This window comes from Myxococcus sp. MxC21-1 (assembly GCF_032612255.1).
Taxonomy (GTDB): Bacteria; Myxococcota; Myxococcia; order Myxococcales; family Myxococcaceae; genus Myxococcus; species Myxococcus virescens.
Genome location: NZ_CP123278.1, coordinates 6864835 through 6890361, shown reverse-complemented (window position 1 = coordinate 6890361; position 25527 = coordinate 6864835). Strand labels below are relative to the sequence as shown.

At 69.5% G+C, this 25527-nt stretch carries 23 protein-coding genes and 3 pseudogenes; 15 read left to right on the top strand and 11 right to left on the bottom strand.

Going from position 1 to position 25527, the window contains the following annotated elements:
* Positions 1-61 precede the first annotated feature (61 nt).
* On the top strand, positions 62-469 hold the full coding sequence (locus tag QEG98_RS30610) for a response regulator (protein WP_141590801.1): 408 nt from the start codon (positions 62-64) through the stop codon (positions 467-469).
* A 12-nt stretch (positions 470-481) separates the two neighbouring features.
* On the opposite strand, the gene QEG98_RS30605 is transcribed toward QEG98_RS30610, so the two are convergent.
* Positions 482-808 (bottom strand): PilZ domain-containing protein, encoded by a 327-nt coding sequence (locus tag QEG98_RS30605; protein WP_316563824.1) that lies wholly within the window; start codon positions 806-808, stop codon positions 482-484.
* A gap of 224 nt (positions 809-1032) precedes the next feature.
* Here QEG98_RS30605 and QEG98_RS30600 point away from each other — a divergent pair, with 224 nt between their 5' ends.
* The 11 genes and pseudogenes from QEG98_RS30600 to QEG98_RS30550 all read left to right on the top strand — a co-directional run bounded on the left by QEG98_RS30600 (position 1033) and on the right by QEG98_RS30550 (position 9930).
* Positions 1033-1491, top strand: a complete 459-nt coding sequence (locus QEG98_RS30600) for a hypothetical protein (RefSeq protein ID WP_090490228.1) — start codon at positions 1033-1035, stop codon at positions 1489-1491.
* A 15-nt stretch (positions 1492-1506) separates the two neighbouring features.
* Positions 1507-1991 (top strand): annotated as a pseudogene (locus QEG98_RS30595) (ATP-dependent helicase HrpB).
* A gap of 10 nt (positions 1992-2001) precedes the next feature.
* Positions 2002-2805: a flagellar M-ring protein FliF gene (locus tag QEG98_RS30590; protein WP_316563823.1), complete on the top strand. Its 804-nt coding sequence runs from the start codon at positions 2002-2004 to the stop codon at positions 2803-2805.
* 124 nt (positions 2806-2929) lie between these two features.
* Positions 2930-3304, top strand: coding sequence for a hypothetical protein (locus QEG98_RS30585; RefSeq protein ID WP_316563822.1), 375 nt, complete (start codon positions 2930-2932; stop codon positions 3302-3304).
* A 147-nt stretch (positions 3305-3451) separates the two neighbouring features.
* Entirely contained in the window at positions 3452-4597 is a 1146-nt protein-coding gene (gene sctQ, locus QEG98_RS30580; RefSeq protein WP_316563821.1) for a type III secretion system cytoplasmic ring protein SctQ, read from the top strand.
* Positions 4598-4605: 8 nt separating this feature from the next.
* Positions 4606-5028, top strand: coding sequence for a flagellar biosynthetic protein FliO (locus QEG98_RS30575; RefSeq protein WP_316563820.1), 423 nt, complete (start codon positions 4606-4608; stop codon positions 5026-5028).
* The gene (gene sctR, locus QEG98_RS30570) at positions 5025-5756 is read left to right on the top strand and encodes a type III secretion system export apparatus subunit SctR (protein WP_316563819.1); all 732 of its coding nucleotides are present in this window, start codon (positions 5025-5027) and stop codon (positions 5754-5756) included. Before QEG98_RS30575 ends, sctR begins: the two co-directional genes overlap by 4 nt.
* A 4-nt stretch (positions 5757-5760) precedes the next feature.
* The gene (locus QEG98_RS30565) at positions 5761-6030 is read left to right on the top strand and encodes a flagellar biosynthetic protein FliQ (protein ID WP_011555600.1); all 270 of its coding nucleotides are present in this window, start codon (positions 5761-5763) and stop codon (positions 6028-6030) included.
* On the top strand, positions 6027-6821 hold the full coding sequence (locus tag QEG98_RS30560; protein WP_316563818.1) for a flagellar biosynthetic protein FliR: 795 nt from the start codon (positions 6027-6029) through the stop codon (positions 6819-6821). Before QEG98_RS30565 ends, QEG98_RS30560 begins: the two co-directional genes overlap by 4 nt.
* Positions 6818-7867 carry an EscU/YscU/HrcU family type III secretion system export apparatus switch protein gene (locus tag QEG98_RS30555; protein WP_316563817.1) on the top strand — a complete coding sequence of 350 codons (1050 nt, stop codon included), beginning with the start codon at positions 6818-6820 and terminating at the stop codon, positions 7865-7867. Before QEG98_RS30560 ends, QEG98_RS30555 begins: the two co-directional genes overlap by 4 nt.
* Positions 7864-9930: a flagellar biosynthesis protein FlhA gene (locus QEG98_RS30550; RefSeq protein ID WP_316563816.1), complete on the top strand. Its 2067-nt coding sequence runs from the start codon at positions 7864-7866 to the stop codon at positions 9928-9930. Before QEG98_RS30555 ends, QEG98_RS30550 begins: the two co-directional genes overlap by 4 nt.
* An 11-nt stretch (positions 9931-9941) precedes the next feature.
* Here the strand turns inward: QEG98_RS30550 and QEG98_RS30545 are convergent, their stop codons facing one another.
* From QEG98_RS30545 to ligA, 6 genes and pseudogenes are all read right to left on the bottom strand, one after another.
* Entirely contained in the window at positions 9942-10295 is a 354-nt protein-coding gene (locus tag QEG98_RS30545; RefSeq protein WP_011555596.1) for an HU family DNA-binding protein, read from the bottom strand.
* A 125-nt stretch (positions 10296-10420) separates the two neighbouring features.
* Positions 10421-11805: pseudogene (locus QEG98_RS30540) on the bottom strand (YhjD/YihY/BrkB family envelope integrity protein).
* A gap of 342 nt (positions 11806-12147) precedes the next feature.
* A pseudogene (locus QEG98_RS30535) lies at positions 12148-14953 on the bottom strand (Rne/Rng family ribonuclease).
* 551 nt (positions 14954-15504) lie between these two features.
* Positions 15505-15948, bottom strand: a complete 444-nt coding sequence (locus tag QEG98_RS30530; RefSeq protein ID WP_011555593.1) for a DUF3052 family protein — start codon at positions 15946-15948, stop codon at positions 15505-15507.
* Entirely contained in the window at positions 15945-16244 is a 300-nt protein-coding gene (locus tag QEG98_RS30525) for an acylphosphatase (RefSeq protein WP_090490217.1), read from the bottom strand. The genes QEG98_RS30530 and QEG98_RS30525 overlap by 4 nt, the downstream gene beginning before the upstream one ends.
* Positions 16245-16247: 3 nt before the next feature.
* Positions 16248-18266, bottom strand: coding sequence for an NAD-dependent DNA ligase LigA (ligA, locus tag QEG98_RS30520; RefSeq protein ID WP_316563815.1), 2019 nt, complete (start codon positions 18264-18266; stop codon positions 16248-16250).
* A gap of 744 nt (positions 18267-19010) precedes the next feature.
* Between ligA and rho the strand changes: the two genes are divergently transcribed.
* Both rho and QEG98_RS30510 read left to right on the top strand, forming a co-directional pair.
* Entirely contained in the window at positions 19011-20426 is a 1416-nt protein-coding gene (gene rho / locus QEG98_RS30515) for a transcription termination factor Rho (RefSeq protein WP_410477864.1), read from the top strand.
* Between the two features lie 25 nt (positions 20427-20451).
* Entirely contained in the window at positions 20452-20766 is a 315-nt protein-coding gene (locus QEG98_RS30510; RefSeq protein ID WP_090490215.1) for a hypothetical protein, read from the top strand.
* A 3-nt stretch (positions 20767-20769) separates the two neighbouring features.
* Here QEG98_RS30510 and QEG98_RS30505 read toward each other — a convergent pair whose 3' ends face one another.
* From QEG98_RS30505 to QEG98_RS30490, 4 genes are all read right to left on the bottom strand, one after another.
* On the bottom strand, positions 20770-21996 hold the full coding sequence (locus QEG98_RS30505) for an AI-2E family transporter (RefSeq protein WP_316563814.1): 1227 nt from the start codon (positions 21994-21996) through the stop codon (positions 20770-20772).
* A gap of 119 nt (positions 21997-22115) precedes the next feature.
* Positions 22116-22574, bottom strand: a complete 459-nt coding sequence (locus QEG98_RS30500) for a hypothetical protein (protein ID WP_090490213.1) — start codon at positions 22572-22574, stop codon at positions 22116-22118.
* 15 nt (positions 22575-22589) lie between these two features.
* Positions 22590-23078, bottom strand: coding sequence for a hypothetical protein (locus QEG98_RS30495; RefSeq protein WP_316563813.1), 489 nt, complete (start codon positions 23076-23078; stop codon positions 22590-22592).
* Between the two features lie 17 nt (positions 23079-23095).
* Positions 23096-23851: a glutamine amidotransferase gene (locus QEG98_RS30490; RefSeq protein WP_316563812.1), complete on the bottom strand. Its 756-nt coding sequence runs from the start codon at positions 23849-23851 to the stop codon at positions 23096-23098.
* A gap of 203 nt (positions 23852-24054) precedes the next feature.
* Between QEG98_RS30490 and QEG98_RS30485 the strand changes: the two genes are divergently transcribed.
* Positions 24055-25518, top strand: a complete 1464-nt coding sequence (locus tag QEG98_RS30485; RefSeq protein ID WP_316563811.1) for a glutamine synthetase family protein — start codon at positions 24055-24057, stop codon at positions 25516-25518.
* Positions 25519-25527 lie beyond the last annotated feature (9 nt).

Sequence of the window (25527 nt, the reverse complement as noted above, 5' to 3'; positions counted from 1 at the left end):
CCCCGGAGGGCTATACCGCGCGCGGCGGGTGGCATTGGCATCGTGTTGCGTCCGGAGACCCATGGCTGGCAATTCCCAGGCACCCTTCCACATCCTTCTCGTCGAGGATGAGCCGGTCATCCGGGAGCTGGTGCGCTCCATGCTGAGCGACGGCACCGTGGAGGTGGTGTGCGCCGCCACGGGGCTGGAGGGCCTGAAGCTGGCCAAGAGCCAGACGTTCCACCTCATCCTGATGGATGTGGTGTTGCCGCAACTGGACGGTATCTCCGTGTGCCGCATCCTCAAGGGGGACCCGGTTACCGCGGGAGTGCCGCTCTACATGCTCACCGCGAAGGCGAAGCGCTCCGACATGGAGAGCGCCACCCAGGCGGGAGCGGACGGCTACATCCACAAGCCTTTCCGGGGCGCCGAGCTGATGGCGCTGGTGGAGCGGCTGCGCGAAGCGGGGCCGAAGCCGGAGTTGCCCTGAGTCAGGCGGGCTTCAGGGCAGGCGCGGGTGGAGGTAGCGCGCCAGGGAGATGAGGTCGTCCCAGTCCAGCTCGCCGAACTCCAGCGCCACTCCGTCCACTTCGCGGCGGCGAATCTGGCAGGTGGTGACGATTTCCCGGTCGCCGGGCAGCGGCACCGCGATGGTGAGCTCCCGTGCGGTGTCGGCCGGGTGGGCCATCAGGAACAGGCCCGCCATGGACACGTCCCGAGCGCGAACCATCACCGAGCGTCCCTTGAGGAGCACCTTCACGGGGAGGTTGGCGTCGACGCGCGGGTGAAAGCGCTCGGCAATCTGGGGGCCGCCATCGGTCGTCCGCACCGGGTTTCTCCTCTTCTTCACACGACAGGGTGCAACAACTCTGAGGCACTCCGGAGCGGACGCAAGTTTCCAGTCAGGGCCGCCGTCCCGCCTCGCGGACGCTCCTCCCGGTCCGCGGAGCGCTTCCGGACCCGCCGTGGTGCCTCATCGCCTGGGATTGCCGGGGGTTATCCCTGGCACGGCGGCTGAAACAGGGCCGGGCAACTCTCCGCAGGAGGCTGCCCGTGTCCAATGACAGTCGGATTCCCACACTGACCATCACCCATACGGTTCCGCGTCAGACGCCGCAGAACGACTTCGGCACGGTGCTGGCGCGCGCGGCGAACGAGGTGGTGCGCTCGGGAGCGGGCCTGGTGGGCGGCATGATTCCGGGAGGGCCCATCGTCAGCGCGGCCGTCTCCAGCGCGAAGACGGTGGTGTCGGCGGTGGCACCGAAGACGTCGGGGGCGGGGATGCCCGCGACGGCGGATACGGGGAGCGCGGGGGCCGCGGCGGGCAACCAGGAGGCGTGGGACCTGCTGGAGGCGCAGAAGGTGCTCGCCGCGGAGGGCCAGAAGTTCAACATGGCCTACCTGCAGCTCCAGAACGAGATGCAGAAGGAGAGCCGGGAGCACACCGCTGTCTCCAACATCATGAAGGTCCGCCACGACTCCGCGAAGGCGGCCATCAACAACATCCGCTGAGGAGCGACACCAGCCATGGCCATGGACACGTTGGGGCCGGTGGGGGGAGCGGGCGCGTCGCCCGCGGTGGAGCCCAGCCGGGAGCGATTCAGCAAGGTGTTGGACGAGGTGCAGGGGCCTGCGAAGGGCACTGGGGTTCCGGTGGCCACGGAGGGGCCTCCGAAGCCCGCGCCCACGGCGGCGTCGCGGGGGTCTCCCGGGCCGAAGGGGTGGGGCCCGCCGCGCCGGGCTGCACGGACGTGAAGCCGGGCACTCGCGTGGACTCGGTGCAGGCGGCGCGAGCGCAGCAGGCGGCGCAGGTGCTGGACCGGGTGGGGCAGGCGCAAAAGCGGCTGGACCACATCCTTCAGCTGGCGCAGTCCGGCCGCAGCTTCACGCCCGCGGAGTTGCTCGCGTTGCAGGCCCATGTCTACCGGGCGAGCCAGGAGCTCGACCTCGCCGGCAAGGTCGTCGAGAAGGCGACCGGCGGCGTCAAGCAGGTCCTCCAGACCCAGGTTTGAGGAGCACCCGATGCGTTTGCTTTTCCGTCGCGCTTTCTTCCTCGTGCTACTCGTGAGCGTCACCGCCTGCCGCGAGCGCATCCAGCATGGTCTGGATGAGCGGCAGGCCAACGAGCTTCAATCCGTGCTCGTCGAGCGAGGGCTCGACGCGCGCAAGGTCTCCGAGGCGGGCAAGAAGCCCACGTGGTCCATCGAGGTGGCGGATGAGCACGCCTCGGACGCGGTTCGCATCCTGTCGGAGCTGGGGCTGCCGAGGCCGAAGGAGGAAGTGGGCTGTGACGTCTTCGGCGGTGGCGGGCTGGTGCGCACGCCGGTGGAGGAGAGCGTCTGCCGAGTGAGGGTGATGGAGCGGAGCCTGGAGAAGACGCTCCAATCCGTAGAAGGGGTGCTGCTCGCGCGCGTCCACCTGGTGGTTCCCGCGCCGCCGAGAGTGGGACAGGCCCCGGGTCCATCGAAGGCATCGGCCATGCTTCGCGTGGCGCCGGGCAATGCGGCACGGGTGCGGCAATCCTCCGAGACGTTGAAGGTCCTCCTCGCGGGGGGGGTGGAGGGCCTGTCGCCGGAAGCCGTCTCGTTGTTGGTGGACGAGGTCTCCACCCGAGTGGAGGCTCCGACGGAGGTGGGCGTGTCTCCGCTGACCCGACTGCGTGCCCTCTTGGCCGTGTTGGGTCTGATGGTGACGGGGCTGTCGGTGGCGCTGGTGCTGGTGACGCTCCGGATGCGGCACTACCGCGACCGGACACCGACTCCGTCCGCGCCGTCTGGACCCGCGCGGCCCGTGTTGTCACCGGGACCGGCGCGCAAGGTGGCGTGAGGTGGCCATGGAGAGCGAACGCATGGATGCGACACGTGTAGGGCGCAAGCCTCGGCCAGGCCGGAGCTCCGCGTCCGTCCGGGCCGCTGCACCGACCGAGGAGGTGCCCCGTCTGGTGGGCCCCTTGCCGATTCCATTCGAACGCCTCGCGCTCGTCGCGTGGGTGTTGGGGCGGGAGCGGGCGGGCACCCTGCTGGGCGAACTGGGCGAGGAATCTGCGGTGCGCGCGCGGGAGCACCTCCAGCGTCTGTCCGCGCTGCCCTCCGCGCAGCGACAGGCGAAGGTGGCGGTGGAGTTCGGGGAGCGAGCTGATGCCGCTGCTCGGCTGAGGCGCCTCATGAGTGACGCGCCTCCCATGCTTCGCCGGGAAATCTTTCGGCGTCTGCCTCCGTACCACCGGACCTTGTTTCCCGATGCGAGTCTGGCACCTCAGGCGGCAGAGGTACCTCCCGCGCTGGGGGCACTGGCCGACCGCTTGATTCGCGAAGCCACGCGCTGAGTCTGGAAGCGGCGCCGTCCCGGCCCGCGTACCCGGCGTCCCGCGCGCGGATGCCATGCCCTCCCAACCCCGCGACTCCACGAGCCCGGCCCCTGGCGGGGGCCCTGCACGGGAGGCGTGCGTCTCGATGCAGCAGCGGAGCCACCGATGAATACCCGTATCGAACACGCCGCCAGCCGGAAGGTCCGCCCCCTGCGCCGCTTGGGGGCGCGCCGGCTGACCCGGGCCCACCTCGTGCTCGCGGAACGGCCCCAGGCCGGGGGCCTCGGAAGGGAGGCGCTGGACGCGGTGATGGCGGCCCTGACTCGGGAACTCGGCTGTCCCGTGCATGCGGAGGCCCGCTTTCTGGAGTCCGTCGTCTCGCCTTCGGTTGGACTGGGCGAGCCCGCGATTTTCGCGCTGCTGGAGCTGTCGGCGGTGGGAGGCACGGCGGTGCTGGAGCTGGAGCCCGCGCTCGCCTTCATGGGGCTGGAGCGCATCGCTGGCGCGGGGCAGCGGCCCGGCGTGGTGACGGAGTTGGCCCGGTTGGAAGAGGCGACGTTGGCCTATGTCCTGCTGGTCGCGCTCTCCGCGGTGAGGGCGGCGGGCGGGGCATACCCGTGGCTCGGGCCACGGCTCGCGGGCGTGACGATGTCCAGGTCGGACGTGGTGGCGCGCTTGGACCCTCGCGAACCCTTGGTTGGCATTGAGTTGATGGTGACCGTGGGCGAGTCGCGCGCGGGCGCGCGGTTGCTGCTGCCGTCACAGGTGGTCCAGACGGTGTTCCAGGCGCTTCCGGTGCAGCGTGCGCCGGGTATCGCGCCAGAGGTGCTGGCCGCCTCGCTCGAAGCCCGGTGCCTCGTAGGCCAGACGCCGCTGCCCGCGAACGCTCTGGACGCGCTCGTGGTGGGGGACGTCGTCGTCTTCGAAGGTGTGCGCAAGCAGGCCGGCCAGCTCTTCGGGCCGGGGCGGCTGGTGACGCGCGGATTCGCGCTCTCGGGAGACTTCCTCGCCGAGGGCTTTTCACTGACCCGTGCGCAGGGGCGCGGGATTCCCCAGGAGTCGGACATGGTGGCCGTGAACAAGCAGGAGGAGGGCATGCCTCCGCTGCCCGTGGATGTGGAAATCGAGCTGACGCGGGTGATGATTCCCCTCTCGGAGCTCGCGGCGCTCAAGCCGGGCGCGCTGCTTCCCCTGCACATCAACGCCAGTGAGCCGGTGGTGCTGCGCGTGGGAGACCGCGCGGTGGCCCGCGCCGAGTTGGTGGAAATCGAGGGCGAGGTTGGAGCCCGCGTCCTGGCGCTGCTGCCGTGAGTCCCGTCATGAATGCACAGCGTTTCGTTTATTCGCCGCGCTCGCGCTTGCTGTTGGCGGGGGCACTGGTGCTGGGGTTGGCGGTGATGGGCCCGGTGGCAGGAGTGTCCACCACGGTGGCCGCGCGGTGGCTGCTGGGCGTCGTGGCGCTGGCCGCGCTGGGATGGTGGTTGCACCGGCGCGGCGCTGTCGTCAGGGGCGAACCCACGGCGCCACGGCTGAACATCGTATCGCGAGCGGGACTGTCGCAACGGTGCGGTGTTGCGCTCGTGGAGGTGGATGGGCGCAGCTACCTGGTGGCCTTCGGTGACGCGTTCGCGGAGATTCGCGAGACGCCAGCGCCAACGCCGGAGTTCGGCCATGTCCTGGCGCAGGCCCGGCGGCCCATGCCCAGGTCCCGCACGATTCGGGGCCGGCGGGAGGGGCCATGAGCCACGGCTTGCTGGGAGCGCTCCTGCTGGTTCCTGCCGCGGCCGCCGCGGCGGAGAACTCGCTGTCTCGGATGTCGTACGCAGGCAGCCCTCTGTCGATGATGGGCATGCTCGCGGTGATGTCGCTGCTGCCGTTCGCGGTGCTGATGCTGACGAGCTTCTCGAAGATTGCCGTCGTGTTGTCGCTGGCCCGCTCGGCCATGGGCACGCAGCAAGCGCCGCCTACCATCGTGCTCACGGGCCTGGCGGCGGTGCTCACCGGGCACATCATGGCCCCGGTGATGGAGCTCATGTACGACGCGGGGCAGGTGGCCTACGCGGAGGTGGCGTCGGGCTCCGGCGCGGAGATGCTCTCCGCCGCGAGCCGCGTGTCGGAGCCGCTGCGCGCCTTCCTGGTCAAGCACGGGAGCGCTGAGGAGCGCGCGCGCTTCGTGGACCTGGCGCGCGAGCTACGTCCGGTGGAGGAGATGGACGCGGTGCGGGAGACGGACCTCTTCGTCGTCATTCCTGCCTTCGTCATCACCGAGCTGAAGGAAGCCTTCCAGATTGGCTTCCTCGTCTTCCTCCCGTTCCTCGTACTGGACATGGTGATTGCCAACGTGCTGCTCGCGCTGGGGATGCAGACGCTGTCACCCAGCCAGGTGAGTCTGCCCTTCAAGATTCTCCTCTTCGTCGCCGTGGATGGCTGGTCGCTGCTCGCGCGGGGCCTCATCCTCGGCTACCGGTGACGCCATGACCCAGGACGTCTTCCTCACCCTGGGACGTGAGGCCCTGCTGTTGATGGTGATGGCGTCGCTGCCGCCCATTGGCGCGAGCCTGGTGGTGGGGTTCTTGTCGAGCCTCTTCCAGGCCACCACCCAGCTTCAGGAGTCCACGTTGTCGGTGGTGCCCAAGCTGTGCGCGGCCGTCCTGGCACTGGTCCTCGCCGGGCCCTGGATTGCCGGGCAGCTCACGCGCTTCACCCACCAGCTCCTGATGCTCATCTCCGAGGTCGCGGCATGAATCTGGAGCCACTCCGCGCCTGGCTCGAGTCACTGGGGCCGGACATCATCGTGGTGGCGCTGTGTGCCGCGCGGCTGCTGCCCATGACGTTCCTGTGTCCGCTACTGGGAGGACAGGCCACGCCGACGATGGTCCGCCTGGCATTGGTGCTGTCCCTGTCGCTCTTCCTCCGGGTGGAGGCGGGCGTGGTGCTGGATGCGCCTGTCACGTCCGCGGTGGCCCTGGGCGGATGGGTGATTCGCGAGCTGCTCTTCGGGACGTCCGTGGGGTTGGTCGCGGCACTCCCCTTCGATGCCGCGCGCATGGGGGGCCGCTTCATCGACCTGCTTCGTGGAACCTCCGCCGAGGCGAGTCTGCCCCTGGCGGGGAGCCGTGAGTCCGCGGCAGGGGAGGGGCTCTACCATCTGCTGGTGGCGCTGGTGGTCTCCGGTGGCATGTGGCCGCTCGTCCTCTCCAGCGTGCTGCGTGGGTTCGGCGTCGTGAAGCTCGGCGCCTTCGTTCCAACCGAGGCGGCCACGCTGCATGTCGTCCTGCTGGCGGGCGCGGCCATGGCCACGGGGCTGGCGGTGGGGGCGCCGATCGCCGCGGCGGTGCTGACCGTGGACTGTTTCCTGGGCCTGGCCTCGCGAGCGGCACCACAGGTGAATCTTCAGGAGGTGGGGACGCCGCTGAAGATTCTGGGTGGGGGCGCCTTGTTGTGGCTGGGGACGGGCGTGTTGTGTGAGCGGCTGTTGGCGGGCGTGTTGTCCGTGGAAGGCGCGCTGGCGTTGCTGGGGGAGGTGGCGCGGTGAGTGGGGAGAAGACAGAGAAGCCCAGCGCGAAGCGCCTTCGTGAAGCGCGGCGCAAAGGACAGATTCCCCGCAGCCGCTTGCTGAACGCCAGCGCGGTGACGGCGGGTGGCTTGTTCGGGCTCACGGAGGCCGCGCCAGTGGGCATGGCGAGGCTCCAGGCATGGACGGAGCACCTCTTCCTGGGACAGCAGGACCTTGGGGCGTGGCAGGAAGGGCTCTGGATTGCCGCGCGTTTTTGTGGCCCGGTGCTGGGGGGCGCGTTCGCCGCGGCGCTGCTCGTGTCCGTGGCCACGGTGGGGCTGGAAGCCGAGCTCCTGCATGTCGAGCCGAAGCTGGAGCGCATCAGTCTGGTGGCGGGCATGCAGCGGCTCTTCAGCTGGCGCCCCTGGGTGGAACTGGCGAAGACGCTGCTGATTGTCTGCCTGGTGGGGGCGCTCGTCTGGCGCGATGCGGAGGAGGCCGCTCCGGATGCGATGAAGACCGCGTGGCTGGGGGGGACGGAGGGCTTGCGCCTGGTGGTCGCGCACGTGTCCGGACTCGCGAGCCGCCTGGCCTGTTTGCTGGTGGTGCTGGGCGTGGGGGACTACGCGCTGGCCTGGCGGCGCCACATCAAGGATTTGATGATGACTCGCGAGGAGATGAAGCGCGAGTACAAGGAGAGTGAGGGCGACCCCCGGCACAAGGGACAGCGGAAGGCCCTGCATCGCCAGCTTTCGCAGGGCGGTGCGGCACGCGGGGTGCAGAAGGCGACGGCCGTGGTCGTCAACCCCACGCACATCGCGGTCGCGCTCCGCTACGACGTCGACGAATGTGAGGCGCCCTATCTCGTGGCCAAGGCCCGGGAAGGGGATGCGCTCGCCATGCGGGAGCAGGCCCGCCGACTTGGCATTCCGGTGGTGCGGGACATCCCGCTGGCACGCAGCCTCATCCACTACGACGTGGGCGAGCCCATCCCAGAGGAGCTGTACCAGGCGGCGGCGGTCGTCCTGCGCACGGCGATGGATGCGCGGGAGTTGGACGGCCATCCACGGAGACAGACGTCATGAACCCCCTCATGAAGGTGTTGCTGAAGGCCCGAAACTCCTCGGACGTGGTGTTGGCGATCGCCATGGCCGCGGTCCTGGGCGCGCTCATCATCCCCTTACCCGCATGGCTCCTGGACGCGGGACTCGCCGTCAATCTGGCGGCGTCGGTGGCCCTGCTGGTGGCCGCGCTGCGTGCCCGGGACGCCTTGAAGGTGACGTCGTTCCCCACGTTGTTGCTGTTCACCACGCTGTTCCGGTTGGCACTCAACGTGTCCTCCACGCGGCTCGCGCTCGCGGAGGGGCACGCGGGAGACGTCATCCAGGCCTTCGGTGAGTTCGTCGTCCGGGGCGACTACGTTGTGGGCGCGGTGGTGTTCGCCATCCTCACGCTGGTGCAGTTGCTGGTCGTCACCAAGGGCGCGGAGCGGGTGGCGGAGGTGTCCGCGCGGTTCACGCTGGACGCGATGCCCGGCAAGCAGATGTCCATCGACGCGGATCTGCGCGCGGGCGCCATCGACCAGGCGCAAGCCCGGCGCCGGCGGCGTGACCTGGAGCGCGAGTCACAGATGTTTGGCGCCATGGACGGCGCGATGAAGTTCGTGAAGGGGGACGTGATTGCGGGCCTGGTCATCGTCGCCGTGAACCTGCTCGGAGGAACCGTCATCGGTGTGCTGCAGGGAGGCATGCCCCTGGCCGAGGCGGCGTCGACATTCGCGCTCATCGCCATTGGTGACGGGCTGGTGTCCCAGGTTCCCTCGCTGTGCATTGCCGTGGCCGCGGGCCTCGTCGTCACGCGCGTCGCCTCGGAGAAGGAAGAGGACACGCTGGGGGCGGAGATTGGGGCCCAGTTCTTCGGAGAGGCGCGGACGCTCTGGGTGGTGGCGGGCCTGTGCGTCGCGTTGGCCCTCATGCCGGGAATGCCGCACGTGACGTTCCTCCTGCTGGCGGGAGGCCTGGGCGGGCTCGGCCATGTGCTGAGCCGCGCGGGTGTTTCGAAGGTCGAAGAGAAAGCAGGCGCGCCCGCGGAGGGCGTGGCGCCTGGCGCGACTGGAGCCCCTCCGGAGAGTGCCGCGTCACCCGTGGGTGTCTCCCCGCTCACGTTGGACCTGGCGCCTGACCTGACGGTGCTGGCCGAAGCGGAGGGCGCCGCCTTCGTCCACAAGACGTTGAACGGCGTGCGGGATGAGCTGTTCTTCGAACTGGGGGTTCGGGTGCCCGGCATCCGGGTGCGCACGCAGGCCGCCTACCTGGGCCCGGGCGAGTACCGCGTCCTGGTGGACGAAGTCCCGGCGGGTGGAGGGCAGGTGCTGCCGGGGGCGCTCTACGCGCTGGCGCCTCCGGATGAACTGGCGTTCCTCCAGGTGAGCGCGGAGGCCGCGACGGAGCCCTCGAGCGGGAAGGTCATCAGCCGCATTCCGGAGTCGGCTCGGGTCCTGCTGGAGACGGCGCAAGTGCCGCTGCGGCGTCCGGGAGAGCTGGTCTCGGACCACGTGCGCGCCATCCTGCGTGTCCGCGCCGCGGACCTGCTGGGGCTGCAGGACGTCCAGGGATTGCTGGAGGGGCTGGAGGCGCAGGCGCCCGTGCTCGTGAAAGAGGCGCTGCAGAAGGTGCCGCTGCCGCTGCTCACGGACGTGCTTCGCAAGCTGCTCCAGGAGGGCGTCAGCATCCGGGACTTGCGAGCCATCCTGGAGGCGCTGGTGTCGCCGACGACGGAAGGGGATGCCGTCGCACTCGCGGAGCGCTGTCGGCAGGCGCTGCGGCGGTACCTCAGCCACAAGTTCGCGCCCACCGGGCCGCTGTACGCGTACCTCGTGGACCCGGAGGTGGAAGAGGTGCTGCGCGGCATGGGCCCGCGAGGGCTGGCGCCCGACCCGGAGCGGGTGGCGGAAATCCTCGAAGGCGTGCGGCAGGTGGCCACCGAGGGACGGGCCGTGCTGCTCACCGCTCCGGATGTCCGGCGGCCTCTGCGCAGGCTGTGCGAGGGCGCGTTCCCGGACGTTGCGGTGCTCACCTATGGCGAGCTGGATGGGGCCCTCCAGATTCGCCCCATCGGCCGGCTGTCGCCGGTGGCGGTGGGGCGCTGACGGAGGTGGGCTTAGAGCCCCGTGCCCGTGTTGCCCGGCCCCTTGCTTTCGGGAAGCGGGGGCAGCTCCGTCTGGGCCTGCTGGGGCGCCGGACGGTTCACGCGGTCGCGCAGCTCCTTGCCCGTGCGGAAGAGCAGGCCGCGCTTGGGCTTCACCGGGATGACCTGTCCCGTCTTCGGGTTGCGGCCCTGGTAGCCCTGGTAGTTCTTCACGTGAAAGGCACCGAGCCCGCGAATCTCGATGTTCTCGCCGCGGCAGAGGGCATCCTTCATCGACTCGAAAATCGTCTCGATGGTGGCCTCAGCCTGCTTCTGCGTCACGCCCCTCTTGGCCACGAGGATGTTGATCAGATCGGACTTGAGCATCGGACGCTCCCGCAAACCCGGTGACCCCTTGGAAACAGGGCGCTCTGGCCCGTGGTCGAATCCTGAAAACATAACAGAACACATCCTTCGTGCAAGCAGGGTGAGCTTCCAACCACCCAGAAACGCTACGGATTTCCCCCTGCGGCCACCCTGGGTGGTGGGGCGGGAGCAGGCTCGGCCAGCCCTGGGCGGAGCGGCACCACCAGGTCCAGCCATCGGGTGCGACGTAGCAGGTCGACACCGGCGCAGTCAGCTGCCTGGAAGATGGGCTCCATCTGTTCGAATCCGGGCGCCCGTGGCCCGTTCCATCCCTCCGCGCCGCCGGTGAGCATCACACCGTGCACGGCGAGCGTGGTGTCCGCCAGCGTGAGGGCAGCCGGGTCCTTCGCGGGACGCAGGCCCCTTTGCGGAGGCGCTCCAGCAGCTCGGCGGCCACCATGCGGTCGACGACCTCGTGGACCAGCGACTCGGGGACGCGCAGCCGCGTCGCCAGCTCGCGCGGCGAGGGAGGCGGCAGTCCGTCCACCCAGGCCAGGGTGGCCTCCTGGGCGACACGGGCGGCGACCAGTTCGTGCGCGCGCGGATGGCTTCCAAAAGCGAAGAGGGAGTGCCGGAAGGCGGTGTGTTCCACGGCATAGGAGAGCCGGGCGCCAAAGAGCACCAACAGCCAGCTCACGTAGACCCATGCCAGGAACAACGGGAGCGCGCCGAGCGAGCCGTAGAGGGGGTTGTACTGGAAGCTGCGCTCCGCGAATGCGGCGTACACCTGCTTGGCGAACGTCCACCCCAGGCCGGCCACCAGTCCTCCGGCGAGCGCGGACCGGACGCGGACATGCGCGTAGGGCGTCCAGTAGTAGAGCAGGGTGAGGCTGGCCACGGTGACGAGCGTGGTGCCCAGCAGGATGAAGGCGCTGGCGTAGGGCGCGTGGCTCTGCAGGAAGACGCGGACCTTGCCCGTCCCGGAGAAGGACAGCGCGAGGAAGAAGGGGCCCACGAGCAGGAGGCCCGAGTAGATGAGCAACCGGATGCGCCACGGCCGCTGCCGCCGGATGCCCCACAGCTCGTTGACGGCGCCGTCGAGCTGCCGCAGCAGCGAACCGGCGGACAGGAGCACCGCCAGGAAGCCCACGCTGCCAATGGCGACGGTGTGCGTGGGGTTCAGGAACCGGTCGAGGAACTGGGAGGACTTGCCGCGCACCCCAGGGTTGAGCACCTCGCTGACGACGAAGCGCAGCTTCTCCTTGAACTCGTCCTGATGGAAGGCGGTCAGCAGCACGAGCGCCACCGTCAGGAGGGGCACCAGGGAGAACATGCTGACGTAGGTCAGCGCGGCGGCCCGAAGCCGGAGATTCTCCCCGCGAAAGCCCTGGGCCACCGTCTTCGCGGCCAGGAGGGTGTCCGTCGCGAACAGCCCCACGGGTGTGTGCTGCAGGGGCGCCCAGAGCCGGGTGGCCCGCTCGCGGAGGTGACGGAGCCACGGCAGGGGCGTCAGTTTCACCGATTCCCTCAAGAGGCCCGGCCGCGCCAGGCGCGGGCCTGATGGAGGCGGAGGGAACGTGGCCCCAGACGGGGCGATACGTGCTCGGAGCGCGAGGACATCATCCGTGTGACATGGCCGGCCCACGAGGCGGGAACCGCCTTGGGGCATGGACGCTCACGCTAGCCAATCCGCGGCCGCCAGTGCCAGCCCACCCCGGCTTGAGGTGGCCTGCCAGCGTACACAGACCGACACGGTGCGGGGCTTCCTGTGCACTGGCCAGCGACTTCCGCTACGCCAGCGCCGCCGGCTCCCCGCCCCGGCCTTGAAACCACCGGCAGGGCAGGGCGCCGACGACTGACCGGCGGAAAGAACTCAGGTCGTTCCGCCCGAAGGCTCCGACCCGCCACCCGAGGCTGGAGGCGGAGGCGGCGTCGAGCCACCCGCGTTCTCGCCTCCACCAGACGTGTTCTGCGAACCGCCGCGCTCTCCACGCTCGCCGCGGTCGCCACGCCGGTCGCCGCGCTCGGGACGCTCGCCGCGCTCGGAGCGTTCACCACGCTCACTCCGTTCGCCGCCGCGCTCGGAGCGTTCGCCCCGTTCTCCGCCGCGCTCTCCTCCACGCTCGGAACGGTCGCCCCGCTCGCCACCCCGGTCTCCCCGAGGACGGTCTCCGCCACTTCGGCCGTCGCGGCGGCCCTCGCGACGGTCTCCGCCCCGCTCACCGCGCTCGGAGCGTTCGTTGCCCCGCTCACCACCCCGGTCCCTGCCGCCACCGCCGCCGCCACCACCACCACCGCGCCGGCCCTGCTCCTGGCGGCCGTAGCCTCCGCCATTGCTGTCGGGCTTGCGCTGCTGCATGGCCAGCTCGCCATCACCCGAGCCAGGCGACGAGGCCACCTTGTGCTCCGGTCCCGAGGCCGAGCGTCCGTAGATGTCGTACTGCTCGCGGTGGTAGTTCTGCTGCGCCTTGACCTGGATGGACTTGTTGTACCGGTCCATCAGGTGCCGTAGCTCGTTGCGCTCCTCGCCCTGGAGCAGGCGCGCCACTTCCGCGTTGCAGTTGATGACCAGCGTGGAGTCCTTGTAGCCCGGCGCTTCGCGGCGAATCTCCCGGAAGATTTCGTAGGCCACGGTGGTGGCCGTCTTCACGAAGCCGTTGCCGTCGCAGTACGGGCAGTCTTCGTGGAGCATGCGGCCAATGGACTCGCGCACGCGCTTGCGCGTCATCTCCACGAGGCCCAGCTCGGAGATGCGCAACACGTTCGTCTTGGCCTTGTCGCGACCCAGCGCTTCCTGCAGCGCCTTGAAGACCTTGTCGCGGTTCTGCGCCTTCTCCATGTCGATGAAGTCGCAGATGATGATGCCGCCGATGTTGCGCAGCCGGAGCTGGTAGACAATCTCCTTGGCCGCCTCGACGTTGATCTTGGTGATGGTCTCCTCGAGGCTCTTCTTGCCGACGTAGCGGCCCGAGTTGACGTCGATGGCGGTGAGCGCCTCGGCCTGGTCGATGATGAGGTAGCCGCCGCTCTTCAGCCACACCTTGCGCTGGGTGGCGCGCTGGAGCTCCTGCTCGATGCCGTATGCGTCGAAGACGGTGTCGTCGCCCTCGTGCAGGGCCACCCTGTCTCGCAGCGCCGGGTCCTGCGCGGTGACGAAGCCGAGGATGCGCTCGTACTCCTCGCGGTCATCGACGACGAGCTTCTCCACGTCGTGCGCGAAGAGGTCGCGCGTGGCGCGCAGGATGAGGTCCAGGTCGGGGTGCAGCAGGCCGGGGCCGCCGCGCTTCTCGTTCTTGCGCACCACCTGGTTCCACACCTCGATGAGGAACCGGATGTCGCTCTCGAGCTTCTCCTGCGGCACGTTCTCCGCGACGGTGCGGACGATGAAGCCCGTCCCGGGCGGGCGCAGGCGGTCCACGATTTCACGCAGACGCCGGCGCTCCTTCTCGTTGGAGATGCGGCGGCTGATGCCCACGTGGTCCACCGTGGGCATGAACACCAGGTGACGGCCGGGGATGGAGATGTGCGAGGTGAGCCGCGCGCCCTTGGTGCCGATGGGGTCCTTGGAAATCTGGACGACGACTTCCTGGCCCACCTTCAGCAGGTCCTCAATCTTGTCGGTGCGGCGCGGCTTGGCCTTCTCCTTGTCCTCGTGCTTGTCGCTCCGGCGCTTCTCCTCCTGCGGCCGGCGGCCTTTGTCCTTCTCGCCGCGCTCCTTCTCCCGGCTCCGGGGCTCACGCGCCTCACGGGCCTCGCGCGGCGTGCGGCGCTCGCCGGAGACCTCGGACGGCTTCGCAGCCTGCGCGCCCTCCTCAGCGGGCGAGGGGATGAGGTCTCCCAGCGCGGCGGCCGCGGGGGAGGGGCTCGACAGGAAGACCGGCGGCCTCGCCCTCGGCCACCTCCACGGCCGATTCAGCAGGCGTCGCCACCTCGGCCGCGCCGGGCTCGGACGCCGCGGCAACGGCCAGCGAAGCCTCGGGCGACGCCACGTTCGCGGCGGGCTCCACGGCGGCCTCGGCCACCTGGGGCTCGGAGGAGGGCGCGGCCTCGGCCTCGCCACCCGCCGGAGCAGGCGGGGCCTCCACGGGCGCTGCCGTGGACGGCTCGACCGCGACAATCTGCTCGGGCGTGACGGGCTGAACGGCCACCTCGGCGGCCACCACCCTCTCCGCCCCGGCGGCCGGCGCTTCCTCCGCGGGCGCCATCGGCGTCTCCGCGCCCGGCGGCGTCACCGTCGGGGCGTTGGCGGCCAGCTCCAGGGCGGTGTCGCGCGGCAGGGACTCGGTGGGCGCCGCGACAGGCTCGAAATGGGCGTCCTCCGGCTCCGCGTGACGGGGAGGCGCGTGCCGGGCAGCGGCCTCCGCGGCCTCGGCCTCGGACTCGTCCGGGACGTCCGGCGCATCCTCGTGCTCACCTTCGGTCAGCTCGAACTGCGCGCGCGCGAAGTCAGGGTCGTAGACGACGTCACTGACATAGAGGAACGCGGCCTTCTCCAGGCCAATGTCCACGAAGGCGGCCTGCATGCCCGGGAGCACCCGGACGACGCGGCCCTTGTAGATGTTCCCGACGACGCCCTTGTCCTTCTTACGCTCGAGGTAGAACTCCGCGATGTGTCCGCCCTCGACGAGCGCGACGCGCGTCTCTCGACCCGCGGCGTTGATGACCAGGATGCTGCTCATGGATGAATCCTGCTGGCGCGCGCGGTAGGGCGGACCTCACCGGACGGGCGGCGGCGAGACGCCGCGCCTCCGAGCGCGCTGCGAAGGGAGAGGCGGCCTCCGGCGGGCCTACAGCGAGCGACGCCGGCCCGGGCATGCCGGGTGCGGCTGGGGGCTCGTTGTCGAGGACCGAGGGGACCACCGCCTGCTCCTCCGAGTTCATTGGCGCCCCGCATTGCGACCGGCACCGTGCCGGGCGAGGCCTTGTCTTCACAACGCGTTCGAGCTTCCCCACGACGCGCGTGCCGCCCGCTCTTCTATCCACACCCGGTCGATGCCCATCGTGGGCCACCTTGGGGGGGCGACTGGAGTCTCGGTGCAGCTGACGCGCCCGGAGGAGCCGGGAACGCAACCCGTCAAAATCCCTACCAGACGTCGACCCCCGACAACGCGGGGCGTCACACAACCGTCCAGAAACACGGGGAGTTTTTCACGGCCCCCCAGGTGTGTAAAGCCGAGAAACGGCTTCCATCCACTGTCAGGCAGATGCCGGGCGGCTACCCGGCAGGGCATCAGGCCTGGGCGGTGGCTCGCTTGCGCTCCCCTGGCTTGTCCGGTCGCCCTCGGGGCCGCCTCACCAGCCGGAGGCCAGTCCAGGTGGCGTCGATGATGCAGATTTTGTTGTCCACCAGACCAATGTCCAGGGCCGCGTGGCGGACGAAGTCCTCGGAGAGGTCCCGGCGGGCACCCTCGCCCCCCGGCCAGCACACCCAGATGCCGCCAGTGAGGGCCATGGCGCGGGCCAGGGCCGGCAGCCGCTGCACCAGTTCCTGCGGGTCCTCGGTGAAGAAGAGGATGACATCCAGGCCCGTCACCGCGGTGATGAGGAACTCCACCCCATCCGGCAGCGGGTTGAGCTTCTGCACGAAGCCCCGCGGCGGGTTGATGACGGAGACCTTGGACCCGGCCCGGATACCCAGCATGGCCGGGAGGGAGGCCAGCGCGTAGGGCGTCATGACGTGCGCTCCACGTTGAATTGACTGAACTCGCCGGTGGCCTCGCTGTCCGTGCGCTGAACGCCCGAAACCCGGGCCTGCGTCGGACCTCGATGACACCAGCGGATGAATTCCTCGAGCACGGCGGGTTCCCCTTCCACGACGGCCTCCACGGCCCCGTCCGGCCGGTTGCGCACCCAGCCCGTCAGGCCCAGGCGTGTGGCCTCAACGCGGGCGCTCTCCCGGAAGAAGACGCCCTGCACCTTGCCTTCGATGCGCAGCGAGGCTCGCCGCGTGCCACTCATGGACCGCCCCATCCTCTAGGCGTTCGTCTGCAACATCTGCAGGAACGCCTGCTCGTCCAGGATTCTTACCCCGAGTTCCTGGGCCTTCTTCAGCTTGCTGCCCGCATCCTCACCGGCCACGACGAAATCGGTCTTGCGCGAGACACTTCCGGCGACCTTGCCGCCCCGGCGCTCGACCTCTTCCTTGGCCTGCTCCCGCGTCATACCCGTCATCGCGCCGGTGAGCACCACCGACTTGCCCACGAAGGGGCCTCCCGTGGCGACCTGGGGCGCCGCGGGCTGGACCCCCGCCGCCAGGAGCGCGCGGATGGCCTCCTGATTCTGGGGCTCCTGGAAGAAGGTGTGGATGACCTGGGCCATGATGGGGCCCACGTCCTTCACGCGGGAGATGTCCTCCAGGCTGGCCTCGAAGAGCATCTCCGACCGGGGGAAGGCCTCCGCCAGCGCCTTGGCGGTGGCGTCGCCCACGTGGCGGATGCCCAGGGAATAGAGGAAGCGGCGCTGCGTGGTCTGCTTGGAGCGCTCCAGCGACGCGATGAGGTTGTCCGCGCTCTTGTCGCCCATGCGCTCCAGCGTCAGCAGGTCCTCCTTGGTGAGCGCGTAGAGGTCCGCGAACGCCTTCACCCTGCCGGTGGACACCAGCTGCGCGGCCAGCTTGTCGCCCAGCCCTTCGATGTCCATGGCCAGGCGGCTGGCGAAGTGGCGGATCTTCTCCACCAGCTGTGCGGGGCAGGAGGCGCCCGTACAGCGGATGATGGCGCCGTCCTCGTCCTTGGTCGCCACCGCATCGCAGACGGGGCAGTGCTTGGGGAACTCGAAGGGCGCGGAGTCCGCGGGGCGCTTGGACAGCACCACGGAGACGATTTCCGGAATCACGTCACCGGCGCGGCGCACGAAGACGGTGTCGCCCTTGCGCACGTCCTTGCGGCGCAGCTCGTCCTCGTTGTGCAGCGTGGCGCGCGCCACCGTGACGCCGCCCACCTTCACCGGCTTGAGGTGCGCCACCGGCGTCAGCGCGCCCGTGCGGCCCACCTGGATGCCGATGTCCATCACCTCCGTGGACTCCTCCTCCGGAGGGAACTTGTACGCCACCGCCCAGCGGGGGCTCTTGGAGACTTGGCCCAGGCGCTTGCGCTGGTCCTCGTCATCCACCTTCACCACCATGCCGTCCACCTCGAAGGGCAACTCGTGGCGGCCCTTGAGGGAGGCGTCATAAGCCTCGCGCACGCCCTCCAGGCCCTCGGCGCGGCGGTACTGGTTGATGGGCAGGCCCAGCGTCTTGAGGTACTCCAGCTTCTCGATGTGCGTCTTGAAGACGGGCACGCCTTCGCCCGGGACGCATTCGTAGAGGAACACGGAAAGGGGCCGGGCGGCCGTCATCCGCGGGTCCAACTGGCGCAGGCTTCCCGCGGCGGCGTTGCGCGGGTTGGCGAAGAGCGGCTCGCCTTCCTCCTCGCGCTTCTCGTTGAGCTTCTGGAAGTCCTTCTTGCGGATGAAGACCTCCCCGCGGACCTCCAGCACGTCCGGCACCTTCACGCCGTCCTGGGGGAACAGCGACATGGGCAGGCTGCGGATGGTGCGCAGGTTCGAGGTGACGTCCTCGCCGGTGGTGCCGTCGCCCCGGGTGGCGCCCTGGACGAACGCGCCCTTTTCGTAACGCAACGCGATGGCGAGCCCGTCCAGCTTGGGCTCGCAGACGTAGGCGATGCCCGGCAGGCCCACCAGCTTGCGGATGCGCTCGTCGAACTCAATGAGGCCCTGGTCCTCGAAGATGTTGGCCAGCGAGAGCATGGGCGCCCGGTGCACCACCTCGCCAAACTCCTCGGCGGCCGCGCCGCCCACGCGCTGGGTGGGCGAATCCGGCGTCTGGAGGCTCGGGTGCTTCGCCTCCAGGTCCTGCAGCTCGCGCATCAGCTTGTCGTATTGCGCGTCGCTGACCTCGGGCGAGTCGAGGACGTAGTAACGGTAGTTGTGGTGCGCCAGCTCACGGTGGAGCTCACGGGCTCGGGCTGCGGCTTTCTGGAAGTCGTCCACGGTTCGCGGTCCTTACTCCAAAACACGGCGCATCGGCGCGTGCCTCGAAAGGCGGCCACTCTACGGTTCCCGACTGACAAGGTCCGGTCGTCGCCTCCGCGTGAACCGCCTCCTGAGGGGAAGCGGACCTGGAGGGCCGGGTGTTGTCGCTGGCAGTGGCGCTGTCCGCGCGCCGACCCGCCGGGTCCTCAGGTCCGGGGCAGGGGACTCCGGAAGGCCCGCACGGCCGGCTGGAAATGAGGGCCCCGGGGGCGTGTGTTGCTCATCTGGAAGCGACGCAACCGTGGCCCTCAAGATGCCTTGACAGGCCAGGAGGGGGTCAATAACGTCCCTTGCGGTTCATGGCGCAGGTGTATTCCGACGGCGCCGACTCTTCTCCCAACCACAAGGCTCACGCCCGCGCAGTCCCTTCCTGGGATTCCGGCGGGGCCGTCCTCCTGGAAGGTGCTTCCGAGGGCCGCGCGGACGTTTCCCCCCGCCATTCCACCCGTCCGAGTCCTCGGGCGCTTCATTCCTCCCAAGCGTTACAGACATGCGTAAAGCCCGTACTTCGAGAGAGAAGGCTGCCGACACCGATGTCGCCGTCGAGGCCGACACGGAGAAGCCACGCCGCAAGCGCGCCGCGAAGACGGTGGAGCGGGACGAGGCCGAGAAGCCCGCCCCGCGCGCCCGCCGCAGCGCCGCCCGCCGCGACGAAGAGCCCGGCGCCGAGGTCGAGGAGGCCCCCGCCGAGCCCCCCGTCCGGTGCTCACCCCCATCTCCCGCCCGGTGCGGGACGACGACCTCCAGGAAGCTCGTATCTCCGGCGAGTCCGAAGAGCCGGCCGCCTCCCTGCCGCCTCCTCCGGAGGCCCCTGAGACTCCCGCCATCACGGAAGTCACCCGGGATGGCGAGCCCATGCAGGTCATCAAGCTCAATGACCTGAAGCGGATGAAGATCACCGACCTCTCGAAGATGGCCCACGACGTGGGCATCGAGGGGTACCAGGGTCTGAAGAAGCAGGACCTCATCTTCGCGCTGCTGGGCGGCATCGCCGACAAGCGCTTCGAGGTCCACGCGGAGGGCGTGCTGGAGCTGCTCAGCGACGGCTTCGGCTTCCTGCGCAGCGCGGACAGCGACTACCAGCCCAGCCCGGACGACATCTACGTGTCCCCGTCGCAGGTGCGCCGCTTCAACCTGCGCCCTGGCGACACGGTGACGGGCCCCATCCGCCAGCCCCGCGAGGGCGAGCGCTTCTTCGCGCTCCAGAAGGTGGACAAGGTCAACTTCGCGGACCCGATGTCGGACGCGGCGCGCGAGCGCATCCTGTTCGACAACCTCACGCCGCTCTATCCGACGCGCAAGCTCAAGCTGGAGCATGAGTCGTCGGAGATGACCACGCGCATCATCGACATGTTCTGCCCCATCGGCCTGGGCCAGCGCTGCCTCATCGTGGCGCCGCCGAAGGCCGGCAAGACGGTGCTGCTGCAGAACATCGCGCACGCCATCAGCCGCAACCACCCGGACGTGTACCTCATCGTGCTGCTCGTGGACGAGCGCCCGGAAGAGGTGACGGACATGGAGCGCAGCGTGCGCGGCGAGGTGGTGTCCTCCACCTTCGACGAGCCCGCCACGCGCCACGTGCAGGTGGCGGAGATGGTCATCGACAAGGCCAAGCGCCTGGTCGAGCAGAAGTACGACGTCTGCATCCTGCTGGACTCCATCACCCGTCTGGCGCGCGCCTACAACACGGTGGTGCCCGCGTCCGGCAAGATTCTGTCCGGCGGCGTGGACGCCAACGCGCTCCACAAGCCCAAGCGCTTCTTCGGCGCCGCGCGCAACATCGAAGAGGGGGGCTCGCTGACCATCATCGGCACCGCGCTCATCGACACCGGCAGCCGCATGGACGAAGTCATCTTCGAGGAGTTCAAGGGCACGGGTAACTCCGAAATCGTCCTGGACCGGAAGCTGATGGAGAAGCGCATCTTCCCGACGCTGGACATCAACAAGTCCGGTACGCGCAAGGAGGAGCTGCTGCTCGGCCCGGGCGACCTGGTGCGCATCACCGCCCTGCGGCAGGTGCTCCACCCGTTCACCCCCATCGACGCGATGGAGTTCGTGCTCAAACACATGCGGCCCACCGCGTCGAATGCGGACTTCCTCGGGTCGATGAACCGGTAGAAATTGTCCGAGCAAGGGGTGTCCATTGCTCAGACACGGACGTTTCCGCCTGCTCACCCTCGTGCTGGGGGTGACGCTGGGCGGTGGTGGAGTGGGGTGTGACGGTTTGGGAGACCTGCCGCTGGGGGACGTGCCCCCGGTGCTGTCCGACCAGACCTGTTACACGGACGACGACTGCGTGGCCGACGCGTGCTGTGGGCTGGGAACCGCCGTCACGCACGCGGACGAAGGCCCGACGTGTAGCGGCCCCTGTACCAGTGGCTGCCCGGAGGGCTCCATCGACTGCGGGCGTTGCATCCCGACCTGCCGTGAAGCGCGCTGCGCCGCCGCCTGCCAGTAGGGCTCAGGCGGCGGGCGGCTGACGTTCAGCGGGCAGCACTCCGGGCGTGGCCAGGGCCACCGCGGGCGCGGGCTGGGCCTTGAGCCGTGCGTAGTCGAAGCACGCCACCAGGACGGACGCCACGGGCACCGCGAAGAGGGCGCCCACCAGCCCGAAGAGCCGCTCTCCGGCGATGAGGGAGAAGGCGACGATGACGGGGTGCAGGTGCGCCGCCTGCCCCATGATTTTGGGGTTGAGGAAGTACGCCTCGACCGCGTGGATGCCGATGATCCACGCGAGAATCGCCAGCCCCTTCTGGAAGCCGTCCGCCAGCGCGATGAGGACGATGGGCACCGAGCTGAGGATGGTGCCGAAAATCGGGATGAGGCTGAAGAAGGTGGCGATGGTCGCCAGCAGGAAGGCGAACTTCACGCCGAACAGCAGCAATCCCATGAACGTCAGGATGCCGTTGACGATGCAGATGGTGACCTGCCCGCGCACCACGCCGGACAACGAGCGGTCGATGCGCTCCAGCAGTTGCCGCGCGTCGGTGGCGTACTCCGGCGGAATCAGCGTGCCGAAGTAGTGGCGGATGGCCTGCGCGTCGATGGAGAAGAACGCGGCTACCATCAGCACGAAGAAGAGCATGAACACGCCCGCGGCCACGCTGGTGACGATGCTGCGGGACACGTTGACGATGTCGCCCAGGTTCTCCTGCACCAGGATGGACACGCGCTTCACCGCGTCCCCCAGGAACTGCTCCAAATCCAGCGCGAAGCCGAAGGTGCCGTTGCTGCTCCCCGCGTCCGCGCCCTCCAGCGCGCGGTTGGAGAGCGCCACCGGAATGCCTCGTGTGCTGAGCCACGTCTCCGCGCGCTGCGCGAGCTCCTGGACGTGCTCCGGGGTGAGCGTGTTGGCGAACGTCACCGCCTCACGGCTGACGCGGGACAGCTCGCGGTAGAGCTGCGGCACCAGCGCGACGATGAAGAGGTACACGCCCACGAAGAAGCCGGCGTAGATGAGCAGCAGCGCCGTCCAGCGCGGCACCGGCCGGCCGGCCACCTTCACCCGGGAGATGCGCCCCACCAGCGGCTGCACCAGGTAGGCGATGAGCGCGGCGCCGGCGAAGGGCATGACCACCGAGCGGAAGGCCAACAGGACCAGCGCCAGGCTCAGCCACAACACTCCCAAGAGGAGCAGGCGCTTGCGTCGGTTGGCGGAGGCGGTGGTGTCCGAAGGCTGCTGCGACATGCCGTCTGGCTTACGGCAGTGCCTTCCCGGTGACAAGGGCCGCCACGTGAGTGGCTCGCCCGCGTCCTGGGAGGGGGATGGTGCCTGTTCAACATTTCACCGGGTCACCCGGCGGCGGCTCAGGCGCCAGGCACCGGGAAGGCGCCGAGCTTTGACTGGAGCCGCTCCAGGCAGTCGCGCATGTGCTTGCGCTTGACGCGTCCCTCGGTGGCCTCGCCCAGGCCCAGCATCTGCTCGGTGAGCCAGCGGCTGAGGAGCAGCAGGGGCAGCCGGTCGCCCGGCACCAGGCCGCGTTCCAGGTAGCGCTTGTTGCGCATGTAGTCGTCGTAGGCGTCCGTTTCGCGCGCCAGCTCCCACTGCGCCAGCCGGAACGCCTCCGTGTAGACGGCCCGGGACGGCCGGGGCCGGGGCTCCGTGAAGAGCGGCGCGAAGTGGCCACCGGTGTCCAGGTCCAGCTCCTCGACGGGCGGCGGCCACTGCAGCAGGTCCTTGTGCAGCAGCTTCGCCACCTCCTCCAGGAGGTGTTCCAGCAGGGAAGTCGGTTTGAGGTCGAAGAGGTGGTCCCAGCGAGACGCCATGGCTTCTTCTCTACCTCAAATGCCGGCGTCGGCCGTGCCCGCGTCGGGGACGCCCCCGTCACCGTCGCCCGTGCCCGCGTCGGTGCCGCCGTCGCCCGTGCCCAGGCCCTGGCAGCAGGCGGGCACCTGCGCGAAGTAGAGCGCCGACTGGGAGCAGGACACGCGGATGTCGCGGCGGTAGGCGCTGCAGCCGGTGACGAAGCGGTCGCTCCCGCAGGTGGGCGGGGCCGCGGTCGCCGGGTCGCAGGCCTCCAGGGTGACGGCGCACACGGCGCGGGAGCGGTAGAAGCGTGCGTCGTTGCGGTCGCCTGGGACGACGGTGCACGTCGTGCGCTCGGTGCACGCCTGGAGGATGGGGCCGCTGGAGCACGGGCCCACCTTGCACTCCGGTTCGCAGTTGAGCGCTTCCGAATCGTCACAGCGAGGCGCCTGGGTGCACAGGTCTTCCGAGCACGCGGTGGTGAGCAGGGCGAGGAGCAGGGTCGGCAGGGCAAGACGGGACACGGAGGGCCTCTGTCAGGTCAGGTGAAGCGCTCGAGGAAGTTCAGCAGGATTCTGCGGCCCGCGGGAGAGGGCGTGAGGCCCGCCAGGAGCTGACGGACGTATTCGCCGGGCGCGGCGCCTCGCGCCACGGAGTCCCGCTCCAGGCCCTCCCGGCGGGCCTCGATGACGGCGCGAAGCGCATCCACGCCGGCCTCTGGATGGAACTGCACGCCGCGCACGGTGGGGCGGAAGGCCAGCGCCTGCGCGGCGGTGTTCGCGTTGCCCGCAAGCACCTGCGCGCCGTCGGGGAGGTGCGAGACGATGTCCTCGTGCGTCGCCTGCGCGATGAAGCGCTCCGGCACGCCGTCGAAGAGTGGGTCCTGCTTGCCGGCCTCGGTGAGCGTCACCTCGACGCTGCCCGTCTCCCGCCCCTGGGGATTGCGCGAGACGCGGCCGCCATACGCATGCGCCAGGAGTTGCTGGCCGAAGCACACGCCCAGCACGGGCGTGCCCCGCTCACCGGCCTCCACCATGAAGTCCGCGGCGCGCTTCATCCACGGCTCGAGCGCCGTCACCGACAGCGGCGAGCCCGTCATCATCACCGCGTCGTAGCCATCCGCGCGCGTGGGCAAGGGGGCGCCCCGGTGCGCCAGCACGATGTCGAAGCGGTAGCCGGACAGTCCGATGGCTTGCAGAAACCACCGGTCGTAATCGCCGACGGAGACGCGCACGGCCTCGGCCGCGTCACCGGCTTTCAGCAAGAGGACGTTCTTCACCGCCGTAGGTTGCCGCATTGCATCCCCATTCCTACCGTGTCGTGCCCCGCGTGTCCGTTCCTGGCCAGTCGCAGTGGAACGCGTCCGTGTGCTTCGAGGTACCCACATGACCAGCCCCTGTTGGCTCACCTCCTCATTCCTCGACCCCAGTCTGCGCATGGCCGGGCGGCGGGTGGAGCCCCAGGTGCCGGGCGTTTCCAGCAAGAGAGGGGATTGAATCGATGCCGACCCGACCCAAGGCGAAGGTCCTGACCCACCCTGCCATGGCTCGCCGGGTTCGCGGCAAGGCCTCGCGTGCTCCGGCGCGAGGCCCGGCGCTGCGGGACGCGGCGAGCGTGGACACGCTGCGCCGCTGGCTGGATGAGAAGGGCATCCAGAAGGTGAAGGTGGGCGCGGTGGACGTCGATGGCGTCTGGCGCGGCAAGTACATCTCCCTGGAGAAGTTCCTCAGCGCCGCCAAGGGCGGCCTGGGTTTCTGTGACGTCGTCTTCGGCTGGGACTTGAGCGACGACCTGCTCGACAACACCCAGGTGACGGGCTGGCACACCGGTTACCCGGATGCCCACGCGAAGGTGGACCTGACCACCGGCCGCGTCATTCCCTGGGAGCCGGATACCGCGGCGTTCCTGCTCGACTTCGAAAACCCCGACGGCACGCCTTTCGAGGCGAGCCCCCGGCAGTTGCTCCAGAAGGTGGCCGCCCGCGCGCGCTCGCTGGGGTACCTGCCGCGCTTCGGCGCGGAGTACGAGTTCTTCATCTTCAAGGAGCAGCCGCAGAGCCTGCGCGACAAGGACTTCCAGGGGCTGACGCCGCTGACGCCGGGCATGTTCGGCTATTCGTGGCTGCGCACCTCGCTCAACGCGCCGCTGGTGCATGCGCTCATCGACGGATGCAACGCGTTCGGCCTGGGCATCGAGGGCTTCCATACGGAGACGGGGCCGGGCGTCTTCGAGGCGGCCATCCGCTACGACGACATCGAGAAGTCGGCGGACAAGGCCGCGCTCTTCAAGACGGTGGTGAAGGAGATTTGCGCCCGCCACGGCGTCACCGCGTGCTTCATGGCGAAGGTGAACGCGAAGCTGCCGGGGTGCTCGGGGCACGTCCACCAGTCGCTGTGGGATTTGGACGGGGAGCAGAACCTCTTCCACGACGCGAAGGCGCCCCACGGAATGAGCAAGCTGCTGCGCCACTACATCGGCGGACAGGTGGCGCTGATGCCGGAGCTCACCGCGCTCTACTGGCCCACCATCAACAGCTACAAGCGCAGCGTGGAGAACACCTGGGCGCCCACCACCGTGACGTGGGGCCTGGAGAACCGCACCACCGCCATCCGCGTCATCGGTGAGAGCGCCAAGGCGATGCGCCTGGAGTACCGGCAGCTGGGCGCGGACATGAACGCGTACATCGGCATGGCGGTCAGCCTGGCCGCGGGCCTGTGGGGTATCGAGAACGAGGTGGAGCCGCCCGCGCCCTGCGAGGCCAACGCCTACGCGAAGAACGACGCGCCGCCCTTGCCCCGCAACCTCAAGGACGCGGTGGCGCTGCTGAAGGGCAGCGAGCGCGCGCGGGAGTTGCTGGGAGACGGCTTCGTGGACCACTTCGTGCGCACGCGTGAGTGGGAGGTGCGTCAGTACGAGCGCGCCGTCACCAACTGGGAGTTGGAGCGTTACCTGGAGCTCATCTGATGAGCGCAA